General features: G+C 69.5%; 11 protein-coding genes. 5 read left to right on the top strand and 6 right to left on the bottom strand.

The window, feature by feature from the left end:
* The first annotated feature begins 14 nt into the window (after positions 1 to 14).
* The 4 genes from CP969_RS15445 to CP969_RS15430 all read left to right on the top strand — a co-directional run bounded on the left by CP969_RS15445 (position 15) and on the right by CP969_RS15430 (position 3,442).
* Positions 15 to 1,094, top strand: a complete 1,080-nt coding sequence (locus CP969_RS15445; RefSeq protein ID WP_016826095.1) for a peptidoglycan-binding protein — start codon at positions 15 to 17, stop codon at positions 1,092 to 1,094.
* A 402-nt stretch (positions 1,095 to 1,496) separates the two neighbouring features.
* The gene (locus CP969_RS15440) at positions 1,497 to 1,856 is read left to right on the top strand and encodes a hypothetical protein (protein WP_016826096.1); all 360 of its coding nucleotides are present in this window, start codon (positions 1,497 to 1,499) and stop codon (positions 1,854 to 1,856) included.
* A gap of 241 nt (positions 1,857 to 2,097) precedes the next feature.
* Positions 2,098 to 2,880, top strand: a complete 783-nt coding sequence (locus CP969_RS15435) for a DUF899 family protein (protein ID WP_004987568.1) — start codon at positions 2,098 to 2,100, stop codon at positions 2,878 to 2,880.
* Positions 2,881 to 2,965: 85 nt separating this feature from the next.
* Entirely contained in the window at positions 2,966 to 3,442 is a 477-nt protein-coding gene (locus CP969_RS15430) for a DUF7919 family protein (protein WP_004987569.1), read from the top strand.
* 30 nt (positions 3,443 to 3,472) lie between these two features.
* Here CP969_RS15430 and CP969_RS15425 read toward each other — a convergent pair whose 3' ends face one another.
* On the bottom strand, positions 3,473 to 3,667 hold the full coding sequence (locus CP969_RS15425) for a DUF397 domain-containing protein (RefSeq protein WP_171817531.1): 195 nt from the start codon (positions 3,665 to 3,667) through the stop codon (positions 3,473 to 3,475).
* Positions 3,668 to 3,681: 14 nt separating this feature from the next.
* Positions 3,682 to 4,530 (bottom strand): helix-turn-helix domain-containing protein, encoded by an 849-nt coding sequence (locus tag CP969_RS15420; RefSeq protein ID WP_026085146.1) that lies wholly within the window; start codon positions 4,528 to 4,530, stop codon positions 3,682 to 3,684.
* Positions 4,531 to 4,747: 217 nt separating this feature from the next.
* Between CP969_RS15420 and CP969_RS15415 the strand changes: the two genes are divergently transcribed.
* On the top strand, positions 4,748 to 5,374 hold the full coding sequence (locus CP969_RS15415; RefSeq protein WP_016826097.1) for an ATP-binding protein: 627 nt from the start codon (positions 4,748 to 4,750) through the stop codon (positions 5,372 to 5,374).
* 8 nt (positions 5,375 to 5,382) lie between these two features.
* Here the strand turns inward: CP969_RS15415 and drmB are convergent, their stop codons facing one another.
* From drmB to CP969_RS15395, 4 genes are read right to left on the bottom strand one after another with little or no spacing between them, the layout of a single operon-like run.
* Positions 5,383 to 7,245: a DUF1998 domain-containing protein gene (gene drmB, locus CP969_RS15410; RefSeq protein WP_004987573.1), complete on the bottom strand. Its 1,863-nt coding sequence runs from the start codon at positions 7,243 to 7,245 to the stop codon at positions 5,383 to 5,385.
* Positions 7,242 to 10,487, bottom strand: coding sequence for a helicase-related protein (locus CP969_RS15405; RefSeq protein ID WP_016826098.1), 3,246 nt, complete (start codon positions 10,485 to 10,487; stop codon positions 7,242 to 7,244). Before CP969_RS15405 ends, drmB begins: the two co-directional genes overlap by 4 nt.
* Complete coding sequence (locus CP969_RS15400) at positions 10,484 to 12,388, bottom strand: UvrD-helicase domain-containing protein (protein WP_004987575.1); 1,905 nt, start codon at positions 12,386 to 12,388, stop codon at positions 10,484 to 10,486. Before CP969_RS15400 ends, CP969_RS15405 begins: the two co-directional genes overlap by 4 nt.
* Entirely contained in the window at positions 12,385 to 17,133 is a 4,749-nt protein-coding gene (locus CP969_RS15395) for a DEAD/DEAH box helicase (protein ID WP_026085147.1), read from the bottom strand. Before CP969_RS15395 ends, CP969_RS15400 begins: the two co-directional genes overlap by 4 nt.
* Between the last annotated feature and the right edge of the window lie 73 nt (positions 17,134 to 17,206).

The following is a 17,206-nucleotide window of genomic DNA, read 5'->3' as shown; positions in this document are numbered from 1 at the left end:
ACGGGGAGAGACGCATGGCGTACGAGCCGGAGGGCCAGGACCGGGAGCAGCGGCCGGGGGAGCGGCTGGCGCGGTTGCTGCGGCGCTGGTGGGAGGAGGCCGGGAGGGTGCCCGGCGGCACCCGGCCCACCCAGCAGGCACTGGCCTCGAGACTGGGCATCGACCAGACGACGCTCTCGCGCTACCTGAACCCGAGGCACGCCTCGACCGCTCCACCGCGGGTGGTGGAGGCGCTGCACGCCCACCTGCGCGCCCCGGCGGGGGAACTGGAACGGGCACGGGAGCTGTGCCGGGCGGTGCTGGAGGAGAACAACCGCCAGGGAACCGCCGACCACGGGCCAGAGCCCACCGGCGGAACCGACACCGTGAACGCCGTGAACGCCGTGAACGGCATGGACGGCATGGACGGCACGGAGGACACGGACGGCATGCGGGACACGGACGGGCGCGAGGCCCCGACCCGGTCCCGGTCCCGGTGGGCGGTGCCGGTGCTGGTGGCCGCGGCGGTGGTACTGGCCTTCGTCGCCGGGGCGGTGGTGCGCGACCAGTACGCCTACCACCCCCGGACCGCGGCCGACGACGTGGCGGCCGGTGCGGTCCCGGCCAGCGGCACACCGCTCGAGTGGCCGCTGCTGAGGAAGCGGACGGAGGACCAGTACACCCGGGGCCGCGCCCTGCAGCACCTGCTGATGGCGCACGGCTACGAGGTGAAGGCGGACGGGTTCTTCGGGGACGAGACCCAGGACGCCGTCATGGACTTCCAGCGCAGGAACCACCTGCCGTCCGACGGCAAGGTGGGCAAGGACACCTGGCCCGCCCTGGTGAAGCCCGTCGGACCCGGAGCCGACGAGCACACGGTCCTCGCCCTCCAGGAACTCCTGCACAACACGGGCCAGGGCGGCACGGAGGTCTCGGGGGAGTTCACCGCGGCGACCGCCGAGGACCTGAGGTTCTTCCAGCGCGGCCACGACCTGCCGCCCACCGGCAGGGCGGACGTGGACACCTGGCTGGCCCTGCTGGTGTTCCAGCGCCCGCCGGCCGACGCCCCCGCGTACCAGAGGTCCGCGAGCCCGCTTCCCTCCGCACCGGCGTGAGCGGACCGGGCGACCCGGGCGACCGGCCGTCCACGTGAGCCGTCAGGGCGGGCCGTCCGCACACGGACGACCCGCCCGCACACCACCCGCCCGCACGCTGCCCGCCCGCACATCGTCCGCATGCACACCGCCCGTCCCCGGCCCGCAGGGCGCGCAACTCCCGCCCTGACGGGACCCGACGTGCATGACCGCAGGTCGTGGCCGCTTCGCACGCGGTGCACGGAGGCTGCATGGATGCCCCTATGCAGACCCCGGGGAACGGCTTCCCGCATCCCGCCCCCGCGGCCAGTCTGGGTGCCGTGCCCGGCGCTCCCGGACGGCCCGCCCTCGTCGGCGGACGACGCGTCCCGGGGTGCGGCGCCGGTGCGCTTCCCATCCGTTCTCATCCGAAGGGGTACCCCCATGTCCTCTCTGTCCGCTGCCCGCAAGACCCTCCTGTCCGCGCTGTCGGCGATCGTCCTCGCCGGTGGGCTGGCCGTCGGCACCGCCGGCACGGCGAACGCCGCCACCTGCCCCTCCTCGGCCTCCCCGAAGATCGACGGCGCGATCGCCGGCTGGTCCCTGAGCTGCTCGGGCGGCTCCGTGCGGGTGTCCGGCTGGCTCGAGGACACCCGCATGGACGGCAAGTGCGCCGTGGTCCGCGTCCACGGCGGCAACGGCGACTACCGCACCAAGCAGGCCTGCGGCTCCGGGGTCCGCGAGCAGTTCGACTTCACCTTCGCCGGGACGAACCGGGCCGACGTGCGCCTGGCCATCGCCTGACCCCACCCCTCCGGGGCGGGCCGCCGCGCCGGCCCGCCCCGGAACCGTCCGGACGCGCACCCGCCCCACGGAGAGCCCGGGCGGGTGCGCTTCCTGCAGCTTCCAGCCCGACGTGGTCCGTGCGGCTCGGCCGAGGGCACTGCCTGCCACGATGAGTTCCGACCGCGTCAGGAGTCTGCCCTGGTGACCGCCGCGGGACGTCGTGTGACGCCGTCCGGCACGAGGCACCACGGAGGACACCATGAAGACCACACCGAGTGACCCGGCCACCGCGCTGCCCGGCCGCCCGCCTGTCGTCGCCCCGGCCACCTGGCAGGCCGCCCGGGACGAGCTCCTGGTCCGGGAGAAGGCCCACACCCGCGAGGGCGACGCCCTCGCCGCGGCCCGCCGCCGGCTGCCGATGGTGGAGTTCGACGGGACGGTCGAGGTCGTCGGACCCGACGGCTCGGTCCCGTTCCTGGACCTGTTCCAGGGCCGCGACGAGCTCGTGGTCTACAAGCACATGTGGTACGACGGCGCGCCGCACCAGGGGCAGTGCGAGGGCTGCACCACCACGGCCTGGCACCTGAAGGACGCCGTCTACCTCAACGCCCGCGGCGTCTCCTTCGCTGTCCTGACCACGGGCCGGTGGGACGAGGTGGCCTCCTACGTCGCGTTCATGGGCTACACCCAGCCCTGGTACTCGGTGCGCGACCTGGACGAGCCGGTCGGCGGCGCCATGGGGTACCTCGCCTGTTTCCTGCGCGACGGCGACCGCTCGTTCCTCACCTACTCCACGACGGGCCGTGGCAACGAGCGGGTCAACGGGTCTCTCGGTCTGCTCGACATGACGCCCTACGGCCGCGGCGAGGCGTGGGAGGACAACCCCGACGGCTGGCCCGAGGGGCGCCACGCGTGCTGGTCCTGGCGCTCGGACGCGGACGGGAACGCCACCTGGGGCCCGACCAGCCGCCCCGTCCCGCAGTGGACCCGCCCTGGCGTGACCCCCGTGGAGACCCTCGGCCGGCACGGCGACCACTGCTGAGGCGTCTTCTTCCACCGCCCGGCCTCACGGGCCCGTCGGACGCCACCGGGCCCGTGAGGCCGGGCGGTGGGGCGACAATGCGCGGGTGTTCTACGAGGATCTCAGCGAGTACGACTACCAGGACGACGACACGTTCACGGACAGCGCGTCGGGCTTCTACGGGCTCTGGTACCGCCCGGCGTACACCCGTCTGAACGTCGGGTGGCTGGAGGCCGGCAAGCCGTACGCGACGGGGACGGTGCCCGCGGCGTTCGTGGAGAAGCTGAAGGCTGTCCAGCGGGTCCAGTGGATGAACGTCTGTCTGGGGGTGCACGAGTGCGACCTGTGCCCTGAGGGCGAGGCCCCGGAGGGAAACGGGGAGGTGCGGATCCCGGGCGAGCCCGGGATCGCCTATGCCGCCCCGTTCCTCATCACGCACTACATCACCGCTCACGGCTACCGCCCACCGCAGGCCTTCATCGACGCCGTCCTCACCGTCGACCTCGACGCGTGGGCCTCCGTGCGATGGCCCGACGTGCCTTTCCCGTGGATTCCGGAAGACGCGGAGCGGATGTCGGAGTAGGGGGCGGCGCCGAGGGCGTGGCCCGGCACGTCAGGGTGACCAGTGATCGCCCTTGAGGGCTTGGACGAAGGACTTCCAGGCGCGGTGCCTCACGGTGACTTCAGGCACTCCTGTGTTCTTGGAGTCGCGTACGTGGATGCGCTCCTCGGTGAGCGCGCACTCGACGCACTCGCCTCCCGCGCCGTTGCTGTACGACGACGTGAACCACATCAGAGGAGCCCCCATGGGCTCTACGGCATTCACTTCGAGTACTCCTTCACGACGGACTTGATGAGCTGGGCGGAGCGCTGAGGGCTGAGTGCCGCGGCGCGCAGGCCGTCGAAGGCCCTCGTGTACTCCCGGACATGGTGCTCACCCTCCAGGTAGACGGCGTCCGTGATGCCGTCCCGGTACACCAGGTCCGGGTCTTCCGGGGCCGGGAAGCCGAGCATGGTGAAGGATCCCGTGGCCGGGTAGGTGCCCGAGTCGAAGGGGAGGACCTGGAGGGTCACGTTCGGCAACGCTGCCGAGTCGAGGGCCCGTTCGAGCTGCTCCCGCATCAGCTCCCGGTCGCCGATGACGTTGCGCACGGCACCCTCGTTCACGATGAACCAGGCCTCGGGGGAGTCCGGTCGGGTCAGCATCTCCTGACGCTCCAACCGCACTCGTACGGCCCGGTCGATCTCCTCGGCCGACATGTGCGAGCCCGTGGTGTGCAACTCGCGGGCATACGCCTCGATCTGCATGAGACCGGGCAGTAACTCGCACTGGTACTGGCGGAGCGTGGAGGCGTCCTGCTCCAGACCGATGTAGATGTTGAACCACTCGGGCACGCCCGCACCGTGCACCTGCCACCAACCGCGCGTCTTCGCGTCCCGCGCCAATGACTTCAAGAACTCGCGCAGCTCGTCGCTGGTTCCGTAGAACCGGCAGAGCGCGTCGATGTCCGACGGTTGAACTCTGCCGCCACCTGTCTCCATGCGATTGACCTTGGAGCCGCTCCAGTCCAGAGCTTGGCCGACCTGGGCGCAGGTCAACGTGCTCTGCTCCCTGAGCTTCTTCAGCTCGATCGACAGACGCCGTCGGCGCGCTGTCGGTGAACCGGCCATTTCGATCTCCTCAATCACCGGGCGTGTAACGAAAGTTCAGTCTCATGCCAAGAGCGCCGCTTGCCAATCACACGGAAGTGGGAATCCCTTTGTGCACATTGCACGACGGGATGTGCCGGCTTCATGCTGTGAGGAGGGAGCGACACACAGTGCTCAAGAGGTGACGAGGGGAGAGCCCGTGAATCGACCGGCCTGCAGGCTGCGAGAGCCGTGGAATGTGGAGTTCACCGCCCATCCGGAAGAGGTGGGTGTACTGAGGCGCCTCGTGAGGCATCGTCTGGTGCACTGGGGTCTTCACGAGCTCGTCGACACGGCCCAACTGTGCGTCAGTGAGCTCGTGTCCAATGTCGTCACCCACGTTGGCTCCGGCACGCCGGGCTCGCTCGCGGTCTCCCTGAGCGGCACGCTTCTGCGCATCGAGGTCCACGACCCCGACGCGCGAGCTCTGCCCACACTCGTCGCCGCGGACGTCGATGCCGAGGGCGGGCGGGGTATGGCACTGGTCGAGGCCCTCGCCGACCGCTGGGGCGTCCAGCTCCTCGAGGACCGCAAAGTGACGTGGTGCGAGCTGACCACTGGGCCCGCGTCATCGGTCGGTCGCGAGGACGATCCGTCGGTGACGCGGGCCGAGGCGCTGCTGGACATGTACGCGACCCTGAGGGCGCCGGTCTGCTCCTACGACCGCGAGTCCGGCAAGGTGAGCCGACTGGTGGCGGAGGAGTCCGTGATCTACGTCATCACGGACTTCCTCCGCTGGCTCCAGGCGCACGGCTGCGATGCGGACGAGGTCCTCGACCGCGCGCAGAGCCGCTGCGAGGCTACTCTGACCGGTAGCGAGAGGTGAGGCTCGCTTCAGCTCGCCAATACGTGAGGGAAGAACCCCACGGACGAGTCGTCCGGAGTGCCGATCAGCAGTGCCCGATCGAGCAGTATGTTGTTGTGCTCGCAGCTCGTCTCCGGCAGCATCACGCAGGCGTGGCAGGCGGCGAGATTGGTGCCGGTCGCGGACACCTCGGTCTCCATGCAGAGCGGGTCGGAGGAACACCACTCGGCGCGGCGGACGGCCGAGCGCACCGTGCGGTCGAGAAGATCCGGTTCGCCCTGGGCGACGAGACCGCCGAGGCTGCCCGCCGAGTCACTCGTCGCCGTGTAGATGAGCACTCCGGCCATGTCGGCGGCGGCGTACAGGCGCTCGCGCAGGGACGCTGCCGGATACCCCGCCTCTAGGCTCCACTCGGTGATGAGGACGTGGGCCAAGGTGTGCAGCAGCACCATCCGGGGGGTGGCCGGAGACGGGACGGCCCGGCTCGGATCGTCGGCCCGCTGATCCAGCACCCGCTGGTGGGCGGTTCGCATCCGTTCGACCCGGGCCGCCACCGCGATCGTCTTCTCCCAGGTGCCCAGCCGTTCCTCGTCCAGCCGGAGGAAGACTCCCTCTCCGCGCACTTCCATGGCCGGAAGCCAACGCAGGGGCTTGTCGGAGAGCGGCATCTCCTTCGCGTCGGTCGTCGACTCGGCGTCGACGAGCCGGGTGAACGCCTTCAGCGCACGCACCTCGCGGAGCTTCTTGACCAGCATCGGACCGGTGACGCCAAGCGGGTCGAGCACGCTTTGGTCGCCCAGCGGGGTCTCGCAGATGAACTGCTCGTCGCGGGAGTGCTCGCTCTCGTCGTTGCCGGAGCGCAGACGCTCGTACTCCTTATTGCGCAGGGCACGGTAGCGATGGTCGAAGGCAGCGGATTCGCCGTCCGCGGGGTCCTCCTCGCGTTCCGCGGCGAGCAGCGTCATCACATCGTCCAGGGAGAGGGGCCACGCTCCCTCCGTGAAGACGGCATCGAGGTAGATCTCGACGGCCTCGCGGGTCTCGTACTTCCTGAGCTTCTCCCAGTGGCCAGCCAGCGGATCCTCACGTCTGTTGCTCCACGGCGGGATGGAGAGCGCCGACTTCAATACCGGTTGCCACACCGACGAGGAACCGCGCTGGAGCGTCCGCAGGGGGAGTCCGCACTCCTGCTCCGGAGCGGAGGTGCCGAGCCACGGTCGGTGGCCCCGGCACTTCAGTCCCAGGTCCTTGAGCGCGTTCCTGCGGAAGGAGCCCTCCATCGATACCTCGGGCGCCCGCCCGCAGGTGCAGGAGACGAGGATGGAGCGGAGCGAGGAGGTACGTCCGGAGGTGCGCAGTCTGAGTTTCCCCCCGCACTTGCCGACGGTCGTGGAACCGCGGTCGGGCGAGCGGTGCACCCACTGCCGGTACGGGAATTCGCCGAGGTGCCCGGCCTCGCAGGCGACGACGAAGCGGGAGGGAACGAGGTCCACCTCGCAGGTGCCGCAGACACTGCGACCGGCGGGCGGGTTGAAGTCTCGATGGTGCTGCAGCTCGTTGCACTCGGGACACGAGTGCATCAAGGGGAACCGGCGGACCCGGAGGCCGTCCTTGCTGGTGTCGTCGGAGGCCGGAGGCAGCCGGAAATGGTCGACATCGAGAAGTCTGGCCAGCCGTCGTTCGTAGGTCCGAGGGGACTCGTCGGGGCGCCAGCTCCGATCGGCCTCGTCCAGGCCCGAGACGACGAAGGACTCGTGGTCGACTGCGATGAGTGATCCGACGCCGTACGTGGTGATCGCCTGGGCGCGGCGGATCTCACCGCGTCGCGCAAAGGAGTGGGAAGGCGTGGCGCCGCTCGCTCCGGACCGGCGGCGACGAGGGGGCGGGGTCATCGTGTTCCCTCCATGAACAGGGCGGACTCGGCGTCGACATCGCGCAGACTCCACAGCGTGGGCCATGCCTCGGCGCCCTCGGACTCGTCGTCGAACGCCTTCAAGAGTGAAGGGGCGCGATTACCCCGTTGCGGTTCGAAGAGCAGACGATTGGAGTTGCTGGCCTCCTTACGCCACCATTCGACGAACTTCTCGAAATCGCTCGAGACGGCCTCGGCCTCGGCCTCGGTGACGGCGCGTACCCGATCCATCAGCAGGGGCTTGACGCGGCTCTGAAGGACGTCCACATAGGACTCGACCTTGCCGGCGCCCTCGTTGGGCCGTGCGGCCGGGATCAGGATGCGTGCGAGGGCGACGATCACCGCGTGCAGGCCCCGCTCGCGGGCGCGGGCGGAGAACGGTGTTACGGAGGTGGACTCGACCTCGCGGTAGAGGGCGGAGTGGAAGTGCTGGAAGTTCTCGTAGTGGGAGCGGTCCCGGGCGCGCGTGGAGTTGAGCATGACCGCGACCAGACCGGGGTGGGCACGGCCGACCCGGCTCGTGGCCTGGATGTACTCGGCGGTCGTCTGCGGCTGCCCCATCACGGCCATCAGGCCCAACCGGTCCACGTCGACGCCCACCGCGATCATGTTGGTGGCGAGCAGCACGTCCACGGTGTCCTGGTCGGGGAGCCTCTTCTCGATGCCCTTGAGCCGGGTGGGGATCTCGCTCGCGTCGATCCGGCTCGTCAGCTCCGAGTAGTTGGCGACGGAGCGTACGGGGACGCCCTCACGCTCCGCCAGCAGCTCCAGGTAGGCCACCACGTCGTCGTGGACCTGGAGTTCGGCCGCCGAGAGCAGTCGCAGGCTGTTGAAGTAGCCGACGAGGCTCCAGTAGGCGTCGCGTACCTCGTCCTTGGTCTCAGCCTGCATGGCCCGGTGCAGCAAGGTGGCGTACGTGCGAATGAGCAGGGTGGACTGACTGGTGCCGGGGGCCAGAAGGCCCACATAGCGGCGGCTCGCCTTGTCCTCGCGCGGCGTCTCCACCGCGAACCACGAGTCGCGGGAGTCCAGACCGGCGGGCGGGAACTGCCGGACCCCGCGCGCGAAGAGGTGGCGGCCCTGGTCGGCGGCGCGACGGATGGTCGCCGTGGAGGCGATCACCTTGGGATGGCCGGCGAGCGCGTCCACGGCGGTCTCGTACAGGCCGGTGAGAGTCCCCAACGGACCCGAGATCAGATGGAGCTCGTCCTGGACGATGAGCTCGGGAGGAGGCGTGCCGTCGTCGGGGTCGTCGAGGTTGAAGAGTGCGGAGGTCGCAGGACGCCACGGCATCGAGGCGAACTTGTCGACAGTGGCGATCACCAGCGTCGGGCGCGCGTCGTACACCGCCTCGTCGATCAGGTGGACGGGGAGGCCGTCGGCGAAGTCGCAGTCCCTGCCGGGGCAGCGGACGTACATCCGCTTGGCGTCCTCGTCGGCCTCGTAGTCCCGGGCGTCGAGGCGCGTTCCGCACCAGGGGCAGGCGTGCAACTGGACGGGGTTCTCGGTGGCGAGCCGCTTGTCCAGGTTCGCGCGCAGTTCGTCGAGCTTAACGCCCGCCTCGGCGAGCGTGTTGGGGGTGGCCGAGCGGCCCACCCACATGCCGACGGAGAACTCCTCCCGACCCAGCTCGGGCGTCCGACGCCGCATGTTCTCCATGGCGCAGAGCAGGATCGCCGCGCGTTCGAACTGCTGAAGCGTGAGCAGCCGCAGCGTGTAGCGCATGATCACGGTGACCCCGCCGCCGTCCACGCCGTTGCGGATGCGGCGCAGGAAGGAGGTGAGGGCGATCAGTCCCAGGTAGGCCTCCGTCTTGCCACCACCGGTGGGGAACCAGAGCAGGTCGGAGATCTTCCGGTCGTCGTGCTCGGGGTCGTCGATGCCCGCCAGGCAGAGCAGCACGAAGGCGATCTGGAAGGGGCGCCACTTGCCGGCGGCCGGATCGGGGGTGCCGACGCGCCCGCCCTTCACCCAGGCGCTGCGGGCGCGCTGGTCGGCCATGGCACGGTTGGCGAGCCGGAACGCCTGCATCAGGTCCGGCTTCTCGCGCAGCAACTTGATGCCCTCGCGGATCCGGCCGAGCGCCTCGCGACAGGCTTTCACCTGGATCCGTGCGGGGTCCCCGTGGGCGCCACCGGCCAGAGCGTTCGCCTCGTTCTGCTTCCGGGCGATCCAGTGCTCGTATCCCGTGGCGAGCCCGTCCAGGGCGGCCAGCACCTCCGCGTCGGGCTTCTCGGCCAGCCCCAGCATGGACAGCGTCGAGTCGTCGATATCCGGATTGGAGTCGGTGAGCAGTACCTCCACGCTGGGCATGAAGTCGCTGCGCACTTCGGGGACGCCGGCCTTTTCCGTGTCGGTCACGCCGATCGGTGAGGGACGCCAGTCCCACGTGGCGGCGCAGCCGTGCCCGACGGCGAAGGTCGGGGCGTGCCGGTGCAGCAGCCGACTGGTGGCGATCTCCGGGTCGTGGGCGGCGGACGGGGCGGGGCGTTCGACGAACGCGGTGGAGCCGTTGGCGGCCCGTACCGTGAGGCCGCACTGGAACAGCGAGAAGGCGTCCTGAAGATCCCACTCACCGACCTTCTGGATATTGATCAGCGTGACGGTGATCGTGACCGTGCCAGTGGCCCGGTCGGGACGTCGGACGATGACGTGCAACGCGACCTTGCCGGGGACGAGTTCGATCAGCGCGACGGGAGCGGGCGCCTTTACGGCGATGGACCGGTCCGGGATCTCCAGCACCCTGCGCCGCCACCGTTCCCGCTGTTCGGAGGTGGTACGGGCCTCGGCCCGGCGGGCCTCGACGGGCTTGCCCTCGGCGTCGGTGGGCTCGTAGACCGCCGCACTGGCCGAGACCACGATCGTGTCGCTTATGGTCGGATCGACCGCGAAGGTGAGCCCCATGGTCGAGGGGCGCCTGTCTCCGGATGCCGTGATCTCCTGCGCCGATCCGGGCTCCTCGACATCCTCACGCGGGAGCACGGGCGGGACGTCCAGGCCGTCCTGTTCCGCGGCGATCTCGACCTTCCGCTCCTTGGATGCCCTTGGATACAGCACGCCGGTCAGATAGCGGTCGATCGGCGCGTCCTGAGTGAGGACCTCGTCCCGGTCCTCCGGCGCGGCGTCCTCGGCGGGGCCGAAGAGTTCGCGGCGGAGCCCCACGAGCAGTTCCTCGTCCCGCACCCGGTAGTGCTCGGAGTGCCGGCCTGCCACGTGCGTCATGCTCGCTGCTCCTCGTTGTCGTCGGCTCTGCGGAACCGGCCGACGCCGGTGATCCGCGGGACGGTCCAGACACCGCGCTCACCGAGTCCGGCGTTGGCGCCGGCTGCCGTGCTGCCCGTCACGGTCTCCAGGGTGTCGATCCACAGGTCGTGGATCTCGTCGGGCCACCAGGGGTCCCAGGTACGGTTCACCTTCTGCACCTGGAAGAGGGCCTCGCGGAACCTTTGGGAGGCCTCGCCGATCTCACGCCCGTCGTGCAGCAGGGCGTACGGCGGGCTCTGTGTCTCTCCCATCGGCAGATCGTGGCGTCGGCGCAGCACCACCTTCTGGCCGGGGCGGACGTGGGCCAGGAGGTACGCCTGGGTGGCGACGGCGTCCGTCTCGTGACCGGGAGGGTTGTCCCGGCACACGTCGCCCGCTTCGGCGACGATCCCGTACCTGTCGTAGGACCGCCACGATCCGATGTAGCGACGGCCGTCGCGTCGGTTTCCTGCCCTCCTGAAGAGGGGAAGCTCGGGACGGGGCGCGTGGTACAGGTCCTGGCGGACACGCGTCATCGCCACGTACAGGGCCCGAGCCTCTGCGGGCAGGTCGAGTGCGTCCCCGTACCGCTTGTGCAACTCCGCGACGGTCGGTGGAGCCAGAACGATCACCCGGTCGAACTCCAGGCCTTTGGCCCGGTGCACGGTCGAGACGACGATCCGTGCGGTCTCCGGGTCGGCCGCCTCGTCGGGGAACCGGCCGTCGGCGACCGCGCGTCGCAGCCGGTCCAGGTCGAGCACCCCGCGGCCGGGCCCCCGCGCGACCCGGCGCAGCACCATCCACAGGGTGTCGACGTTCGGCTCGTGGGGCAGCGGGACGGCTGCGAGGAGGGAGCGGAACCGGTCCTCCGAGAGACCGGACGCTTCCGTGCCGCGCAGCAGCTCGGCCACCCAGTACGGCACGGGACGCTCTTCGAGCGGGCGCCGCAGCCGGTGCTCCACGCCGTGTGCGTGCAGCAGGCCGGAGACGACAAGGGCCTCCTGGTTGTCGCGGGTGAGTATCGCGCAGGTGTCGGTGAGGTCCCGCAGACCGTTCAGGGCCAACTCGTTGAAGAGCTCGCCCGTCGCGTTATTCGGGTCCATGAGGAGGTCGCGCAGCTCTTCGTAGAGCGTCGCGGCCTGGTCCGGGTCGGTGAGCTGCTGGAGACGGGGCCCATGCGCAAGCGCGACCTGGGCTTCCTCGGTGCCGGCCCTGAAGTTCCGAGTGAGGCTCAGCTCCACGAGATCGTCGGGGTACGAGCAGCGCAGCCAGTCGAAGAACCTGCCGGTCTCGTCGGCGCGCTCGCCCGGGTCCGCGATCTGGAAGCCGTAGACGGACTGAGCGGCGTCTCCGACGACGGTGAAACCACAGCTCTCCTGGTACCGGTCGAGGAGCGTCTCGACCAACTCGCGTCGCCCGCCCAGGAGGTCCTGCACCTCGTCGATCACGATGTGTGCGGGTGGGACGGCGTCTCCGACCTCGAGCGCCCCCTTCTCGATCGCGCGGGTGGCGGCCGCGATCCGCTCGTCGAAGCCGACCGTGCCCCACTCGCCGTCCGGGTGCGCCTGGAGAAGCACCTCGTAGGCCCACGCGTCGAAGGTGCGGGCCCGTACCCTTTGGGCGCGCTCCCCGTGTCGCGTGATCCGCTCGCGCAGCTCACGGGCGGCGGCCCGGGAGAACGTGAGCACCAGGATCTCGGCGGCCTCCAGTACCTCGTCGGGGTCCTCGTGCCCGCACAGCGCGTCGAGCCGGCGCACCAGGGTGTGCGTCTTACCGGCGCCTGCTCCGGCGGTGACCAGGACGCGCGCGTCCCAGGGCTGCTCGACCACGGCCCGCTGCTCGTCCGTGAGCGGAGGGCTGTCGAGATAGGCGTCGGTCACTTTCTGCTCCAGAGGTGCTCGAATTCGGTGAAGGCGAGCTGGGTGTCGAAGTTGGCGATGTTGTCGTCGATGTTGAGGATCAGGCAGGTGGGCTTGCCGCCGTTCCTGGGACCGCGCAGGCCACGCCCGATCATCTGCTGGTACACGTTGGTGCTGTACACCGGGCGGGCCACTACCACCACCCTGGTGGCGGGAGCGTCGAAACCCTGGGTCAGGACACCGTAGTTGGTGAGCACCCGGATGCGGCCCGCACGGAAGTCCTCGATCCGCCGCCGGCGATCCTGGTCGCTGGTGGTCGAGTCCACCGCCGCGGCGGTGACATCACGGTCGTTGAGCATGGCCGCCAGATACTTGGCGTGGTCCACGGAGGTGGCGAACAGCAGGGTCGGCCAGTCGTCCGGAAGATCCGCCACCGCGTCGACGATGCGCCGACTGCGCGCATGGTCCTCGACGAGCCGCTGCTCGGCGGAGCGGGAGAGCATGGCCATACGCTGGGAGTACGTCCTCTCGTCCTGGGTCAGTTTGATCTCGCCACCCGTCAGAGTGCGGTGCTCGACCTGGGCGAGCATCCCCCACTCCTGGAGGTCCCGATAGGGATCACCGGACGGGAAGACACCCTCGTCGAGCCGCCGGTTGCCGAAACGGGTGATCAGGCGGCTGGTCTCGTCCTCGTTCCTGTTGCGGAACGGGGTGGCGGTGAGGCCGATCAGGTGCCGAGCGGTCTCGTACTGGGTGAGCCCCAACTGGTTCAAAATCCCGGTGTATCGCTTCGGAAGGGCGGTGTGGGCCTCGTCCACGATCACCAGCGTCGCCTGCCGCAACCAGGCGTACTGGTCCGTGCCGAGACACCGCTCCAGCTTGGCGTCCGTGGCGACCACCAGATGCGGGTTCTCGACGACGTTCCCCACTTCGCGGCTGCTCCACAGCCGGCTGATGGTGAGCGGTCGCTCGGCGCCGACCTTGCTCCAGACGAACTTCCAGCTCTGGACGGCCTGTTCGCACAGCTCCTCGGTCTGGGCGATCCACAGCAGCGGGCCGCCCAGATCGCCGACCCGCTTCACCCAGCGGATCACGGCCTCGGCCGTGACCCGGGTTTTGCCCGCTCCAGTCGGCAACGACAGCATGGCGCGCTGCGGTGCCAGCCGGTCGAGGAGAGTGGTGATGTTGCGGACCAGGTCCTCCTGGTAGTCGTGGAGCCGGGGGAAGTCCCGAGGACCGTCCACCGTCTCGAAGGCCGGGAGTGCCGGAGTCCTGGAACCGGCGAAGGCCACGGGCAGCCCCAGGTCCGAGACGAAGGTGACAGCGGCCGGCGAACCGCCGTAGGAAACAGGGGCGTTCGGGAACCTGGCCTGAATGTCGCGGGTGTGATGCTGAAGGACACCGTCGCCGTGCGCGTTGAAGGCCATCTGCGCGATCCGGTGCCCTGAGGGTTCCGTGCCGCCGGTTTCCTGCAGTTCGGCGTCCATCAGCCCGTCGGGCAGACCGGCCCGCAGGGCCTCCGCGCCGATCAACAGCTCGATCTTGGTGACGACGTCCTCGGCGTCGCGAACGGCCTTCCGGGCGGCCTTCATCTCGTTGTCACGCGCCATGCGTTCCTGGTGCTCCAGAACTGCTCGACAACCGGCGGGGCCCAGCCCCAGGGCCAGTTCGCGGTCGATCAGCCGCAGCATGGGCTCGGGGTCCAGGGGGACGCGGACCTTGATCGTGCCGCCTTGGAGTACCGCGTCCAGGGGGCGGCCCTTCGTACCCTTCTCGGTCCGGGTCACCTCCTCCAACTCGGTGCAACGCTGAATCGTGGTGTTCCGCTGGTCGATGCGCAGCCGTTGGCGTAGAGCGGGGAACAGATCCGTGAGAGCGACCGGATCGCCGTCCGTGACCTCGCGGGTCTCCTTGGTGATGGCGTCGGTGTAGCGCTGCATCTGCCACGTCTTGACCATCAGCTCGGCGTCCTCGGCGCTCGCGACAAGCAGAGCGGGAAGCTGCTCCGCACGCAATGCTCGGTACTCGGTCATGCCGACCGCCACGGTGATCTCGTCGTCGGGGCGGGTGCCCCAGACGTCTCCGATCCGGCAGCGGGTCAGCGAGTCCTCGGGGAATGCCGCCTCGAAGCGGGTCAGCATCACGTAAGTGTTGCCGACGAAGGCGTCGTCCTCGCTTCGGAGCACCTCCGAGAGAAGCGCCTCCCAGTGGTCCGCCGGGACCTCGTCGACCGAGGTGGGCAGACGCAGTTTGCGAGCTTTCTCTGGTGAGATGTCGGCGACCGGCAGTACGTCCCGGTAAGCGGCGAGCTGAGGCCCGACGGCTTCCGTCAGCGGCTTGATCCCCTTGGACGTGGAGACGGTCCCGTACTTCCGGAGCATCCAGCGGATCGGCGACGTGACGGCCCGACGGGTGCTCGTCTGGCCGCCGATCTGTCGTGTCCAGTTGTCCACCACGGCCTCGTCCGGAAGCGCCTTCAGGAAGGCCGCCCGGGACTCCCGGGAAAGCGACCGGAAGAAGTGCAGCGGACCACCGATAGGTGACCCCTCCACCTTCATCCGGTTGATGCCGGGGCGGGGGATGCCGGGGCTCAGGTCGCGCAGGTAGGCCGCGTGGACGGCCTCCCGGTACTCCTGGAACCAGGCCTCCCCCTCCGGACGCATCGAGGTCGAAGGCCGCTCCCGCAGGCCGATGTCCCGGAAGAAGGCGAGGTCGTCGGAGTGGAACTTTGTGTCGACGGCGATGTTTGGTTCGCGTCCCGCGTCGACCACGACACCCGGCAGCATGCAGTCGCGCACCGGGCGGAACCTGCCGTCCGCCGTACGGACGCGGAGCGTCTCCCGGGCGTCGGGTACGTGCTGGAGGACCGTGTGGGTCAGACGACGGCCACCGGCCTGACGGAAGAGATCCCAGAAGCGCTCCCACTTGGCATCCGTCCAGCTCGTGAAGCCCTGGTCGAGGACGCTGATGAACCGGCCCTCGGCGTCCGCCTCACGGATGCCCAGGACGTTGAGCGCGGAGGCGAGCTCAAGGTCCTGACCGATCTCGCCGACCACGTACTGCAGGGACTCCCGCAGCCCGTCCTCGTCGGAACGGCGGAACACCTGGCCGCGCACGGGAGCGACGAAACCGTGCTCCTCGGTGAGGACGATCTTCGCCTTGCAGGCCTCCTCGGCGTACGGAGACCTCGCCTCGACCATGTCGGCGACGATGCGGATCGCCGTCGCCGACGCCTGCGCGGTGCCGCACCCGACCAGTGCCTCCAGCCAGGCACGCACATCGGCACGCTTGTGTCCGGCCGCGCCGAGGATGTGCTCCACCTTCCCGGCGCGCAGCGTGTCGACCTCGGCGTTCGGATGGAGCCAGTCCGACGGGCGGCCGGGGCACTCGTGCCACATCTGCAACCAATCGCCGCTCCGCTCCTTGTCGAGGCGCGGAGGAATCCGCAGCTGGGTCGGTACGCGCAGTACGCCCTCCTGATCGGGCAGCGAGGGACGGACCGCCGTCTGCTTCCAGATCTCCTCGGTGAGGAACGCGTCGGCCCAACTGATCGCCTCCTTCACACGACCGGGAAGCAACGGAAGGTAGGCGGCGGGATCCTCGGCAGGGGCGAGTCGCGGGAGGGAGTCGACGACCAACGTGGCCGAGACCCGGATCATCTCCTCGTTGAACGCCGAGGAGTCGAGCAGATTCTGCCGGTCCTCGTTGGTCTTCCAGGCGCCGTTGAGGATGCCGCTCAAGGACATCTCGTACTTGGTGGGGAAGAAGGACCAGAAGCGGCCCCGCCCCCGTGCCTGAGGGCTCACCCGGAGCCCGCTCTTCGGGTCCCGCTCCAGGTCCGGGACGGCCCACGCCAGGTCGAGGGTGAGCCGGTCGTGCAGCTCGCCGGCGTCGGCCCGTGCGGCCGTACCGGGTTCGTGCGTGGTGGAGAAGACACGCCACCGGGCGCTCGTGGGCGTCCGCCCCGTCCGCTCCTCGAACACGGTGTGCAGATCGCCGGACTGCTCGGTGGTCAGCACCCGGCGAACGGCCGGACGAGGCCGGCGGTCCTCGAGGACCACCTTCGCGACATGAGGCGACAGGAGCTGGAAGCCGAGCGGAAACTCCTCCCGAGCCGAGCCGCCGGCCCGCCCGCCGTGCATGTCGAGCGCCAACTTGCCGGCGGCGTCCTTCAGCAACGGCAGACGGACGACCGTGGTGGCCCAGCGCAACAACTCATCGAGAACGGGATCCTGGGCACGCTCGGCATCGGCGTCGAGAGGACGCGCCAGGCGCAGGACCGGCGCCTCGAACTTGTCACCCAGCCGCTCTCGCACGCCGGGGACGGACCGGATCTTCTCACGTGCCCATTCGCGATCGAAACCGAAGGAGCCGGAACTGCTGAAGAACTGCGGGGCGTTGGTGACCACCAGCACGGATTTCACACCCACGCCGAAACGGCCGATCTGGCCGCCTCTCTTGCGCGACATGCTCATTCGCAGAATGGTCTCCGCGCCCTCGGGGGTCACCGGGGTGCCCTCGTTGGCGCAGTAGAGGTGCGCGTCGGTGAGGACGACCTGGACACGGCCTCCGGGCTGAGCGGCGATTTCGTCCGCGGCGTTCTGTACGAGTTCGAAGAGTTGACGATCCCCGTAACCGCCCTGCGTAATACGACGTTCGCCGTTGGCATGCTCCGGAATGAGACCGGGATCGACCTCGTACGTCTGCAGGACACGAGAGGACTGTTCGAGAACAGTACGGATAACCGGCGAAGGGTGAGCGGACATTTCTATCTCGATTCTCGTGCGAGGTCAATGGCCTGAGAAGGTGGACGAGTGGATGGGGCGGAGACGTTCCAGG

It is taken from the genome of Streptomyces viridosporus T7A (genome assembly GCF_008704515.1).
GTDB lineage: Bacteria > Actinomycetota > Actinomycetes > Streptomycetales > Streptomycetaceae > Streptomyces > Streptomyces viridosporus.
Note: the sequence above shows the minus strand (reverse complement) of the source record. Positions and strands in the feature narration are given on the sequence as shown.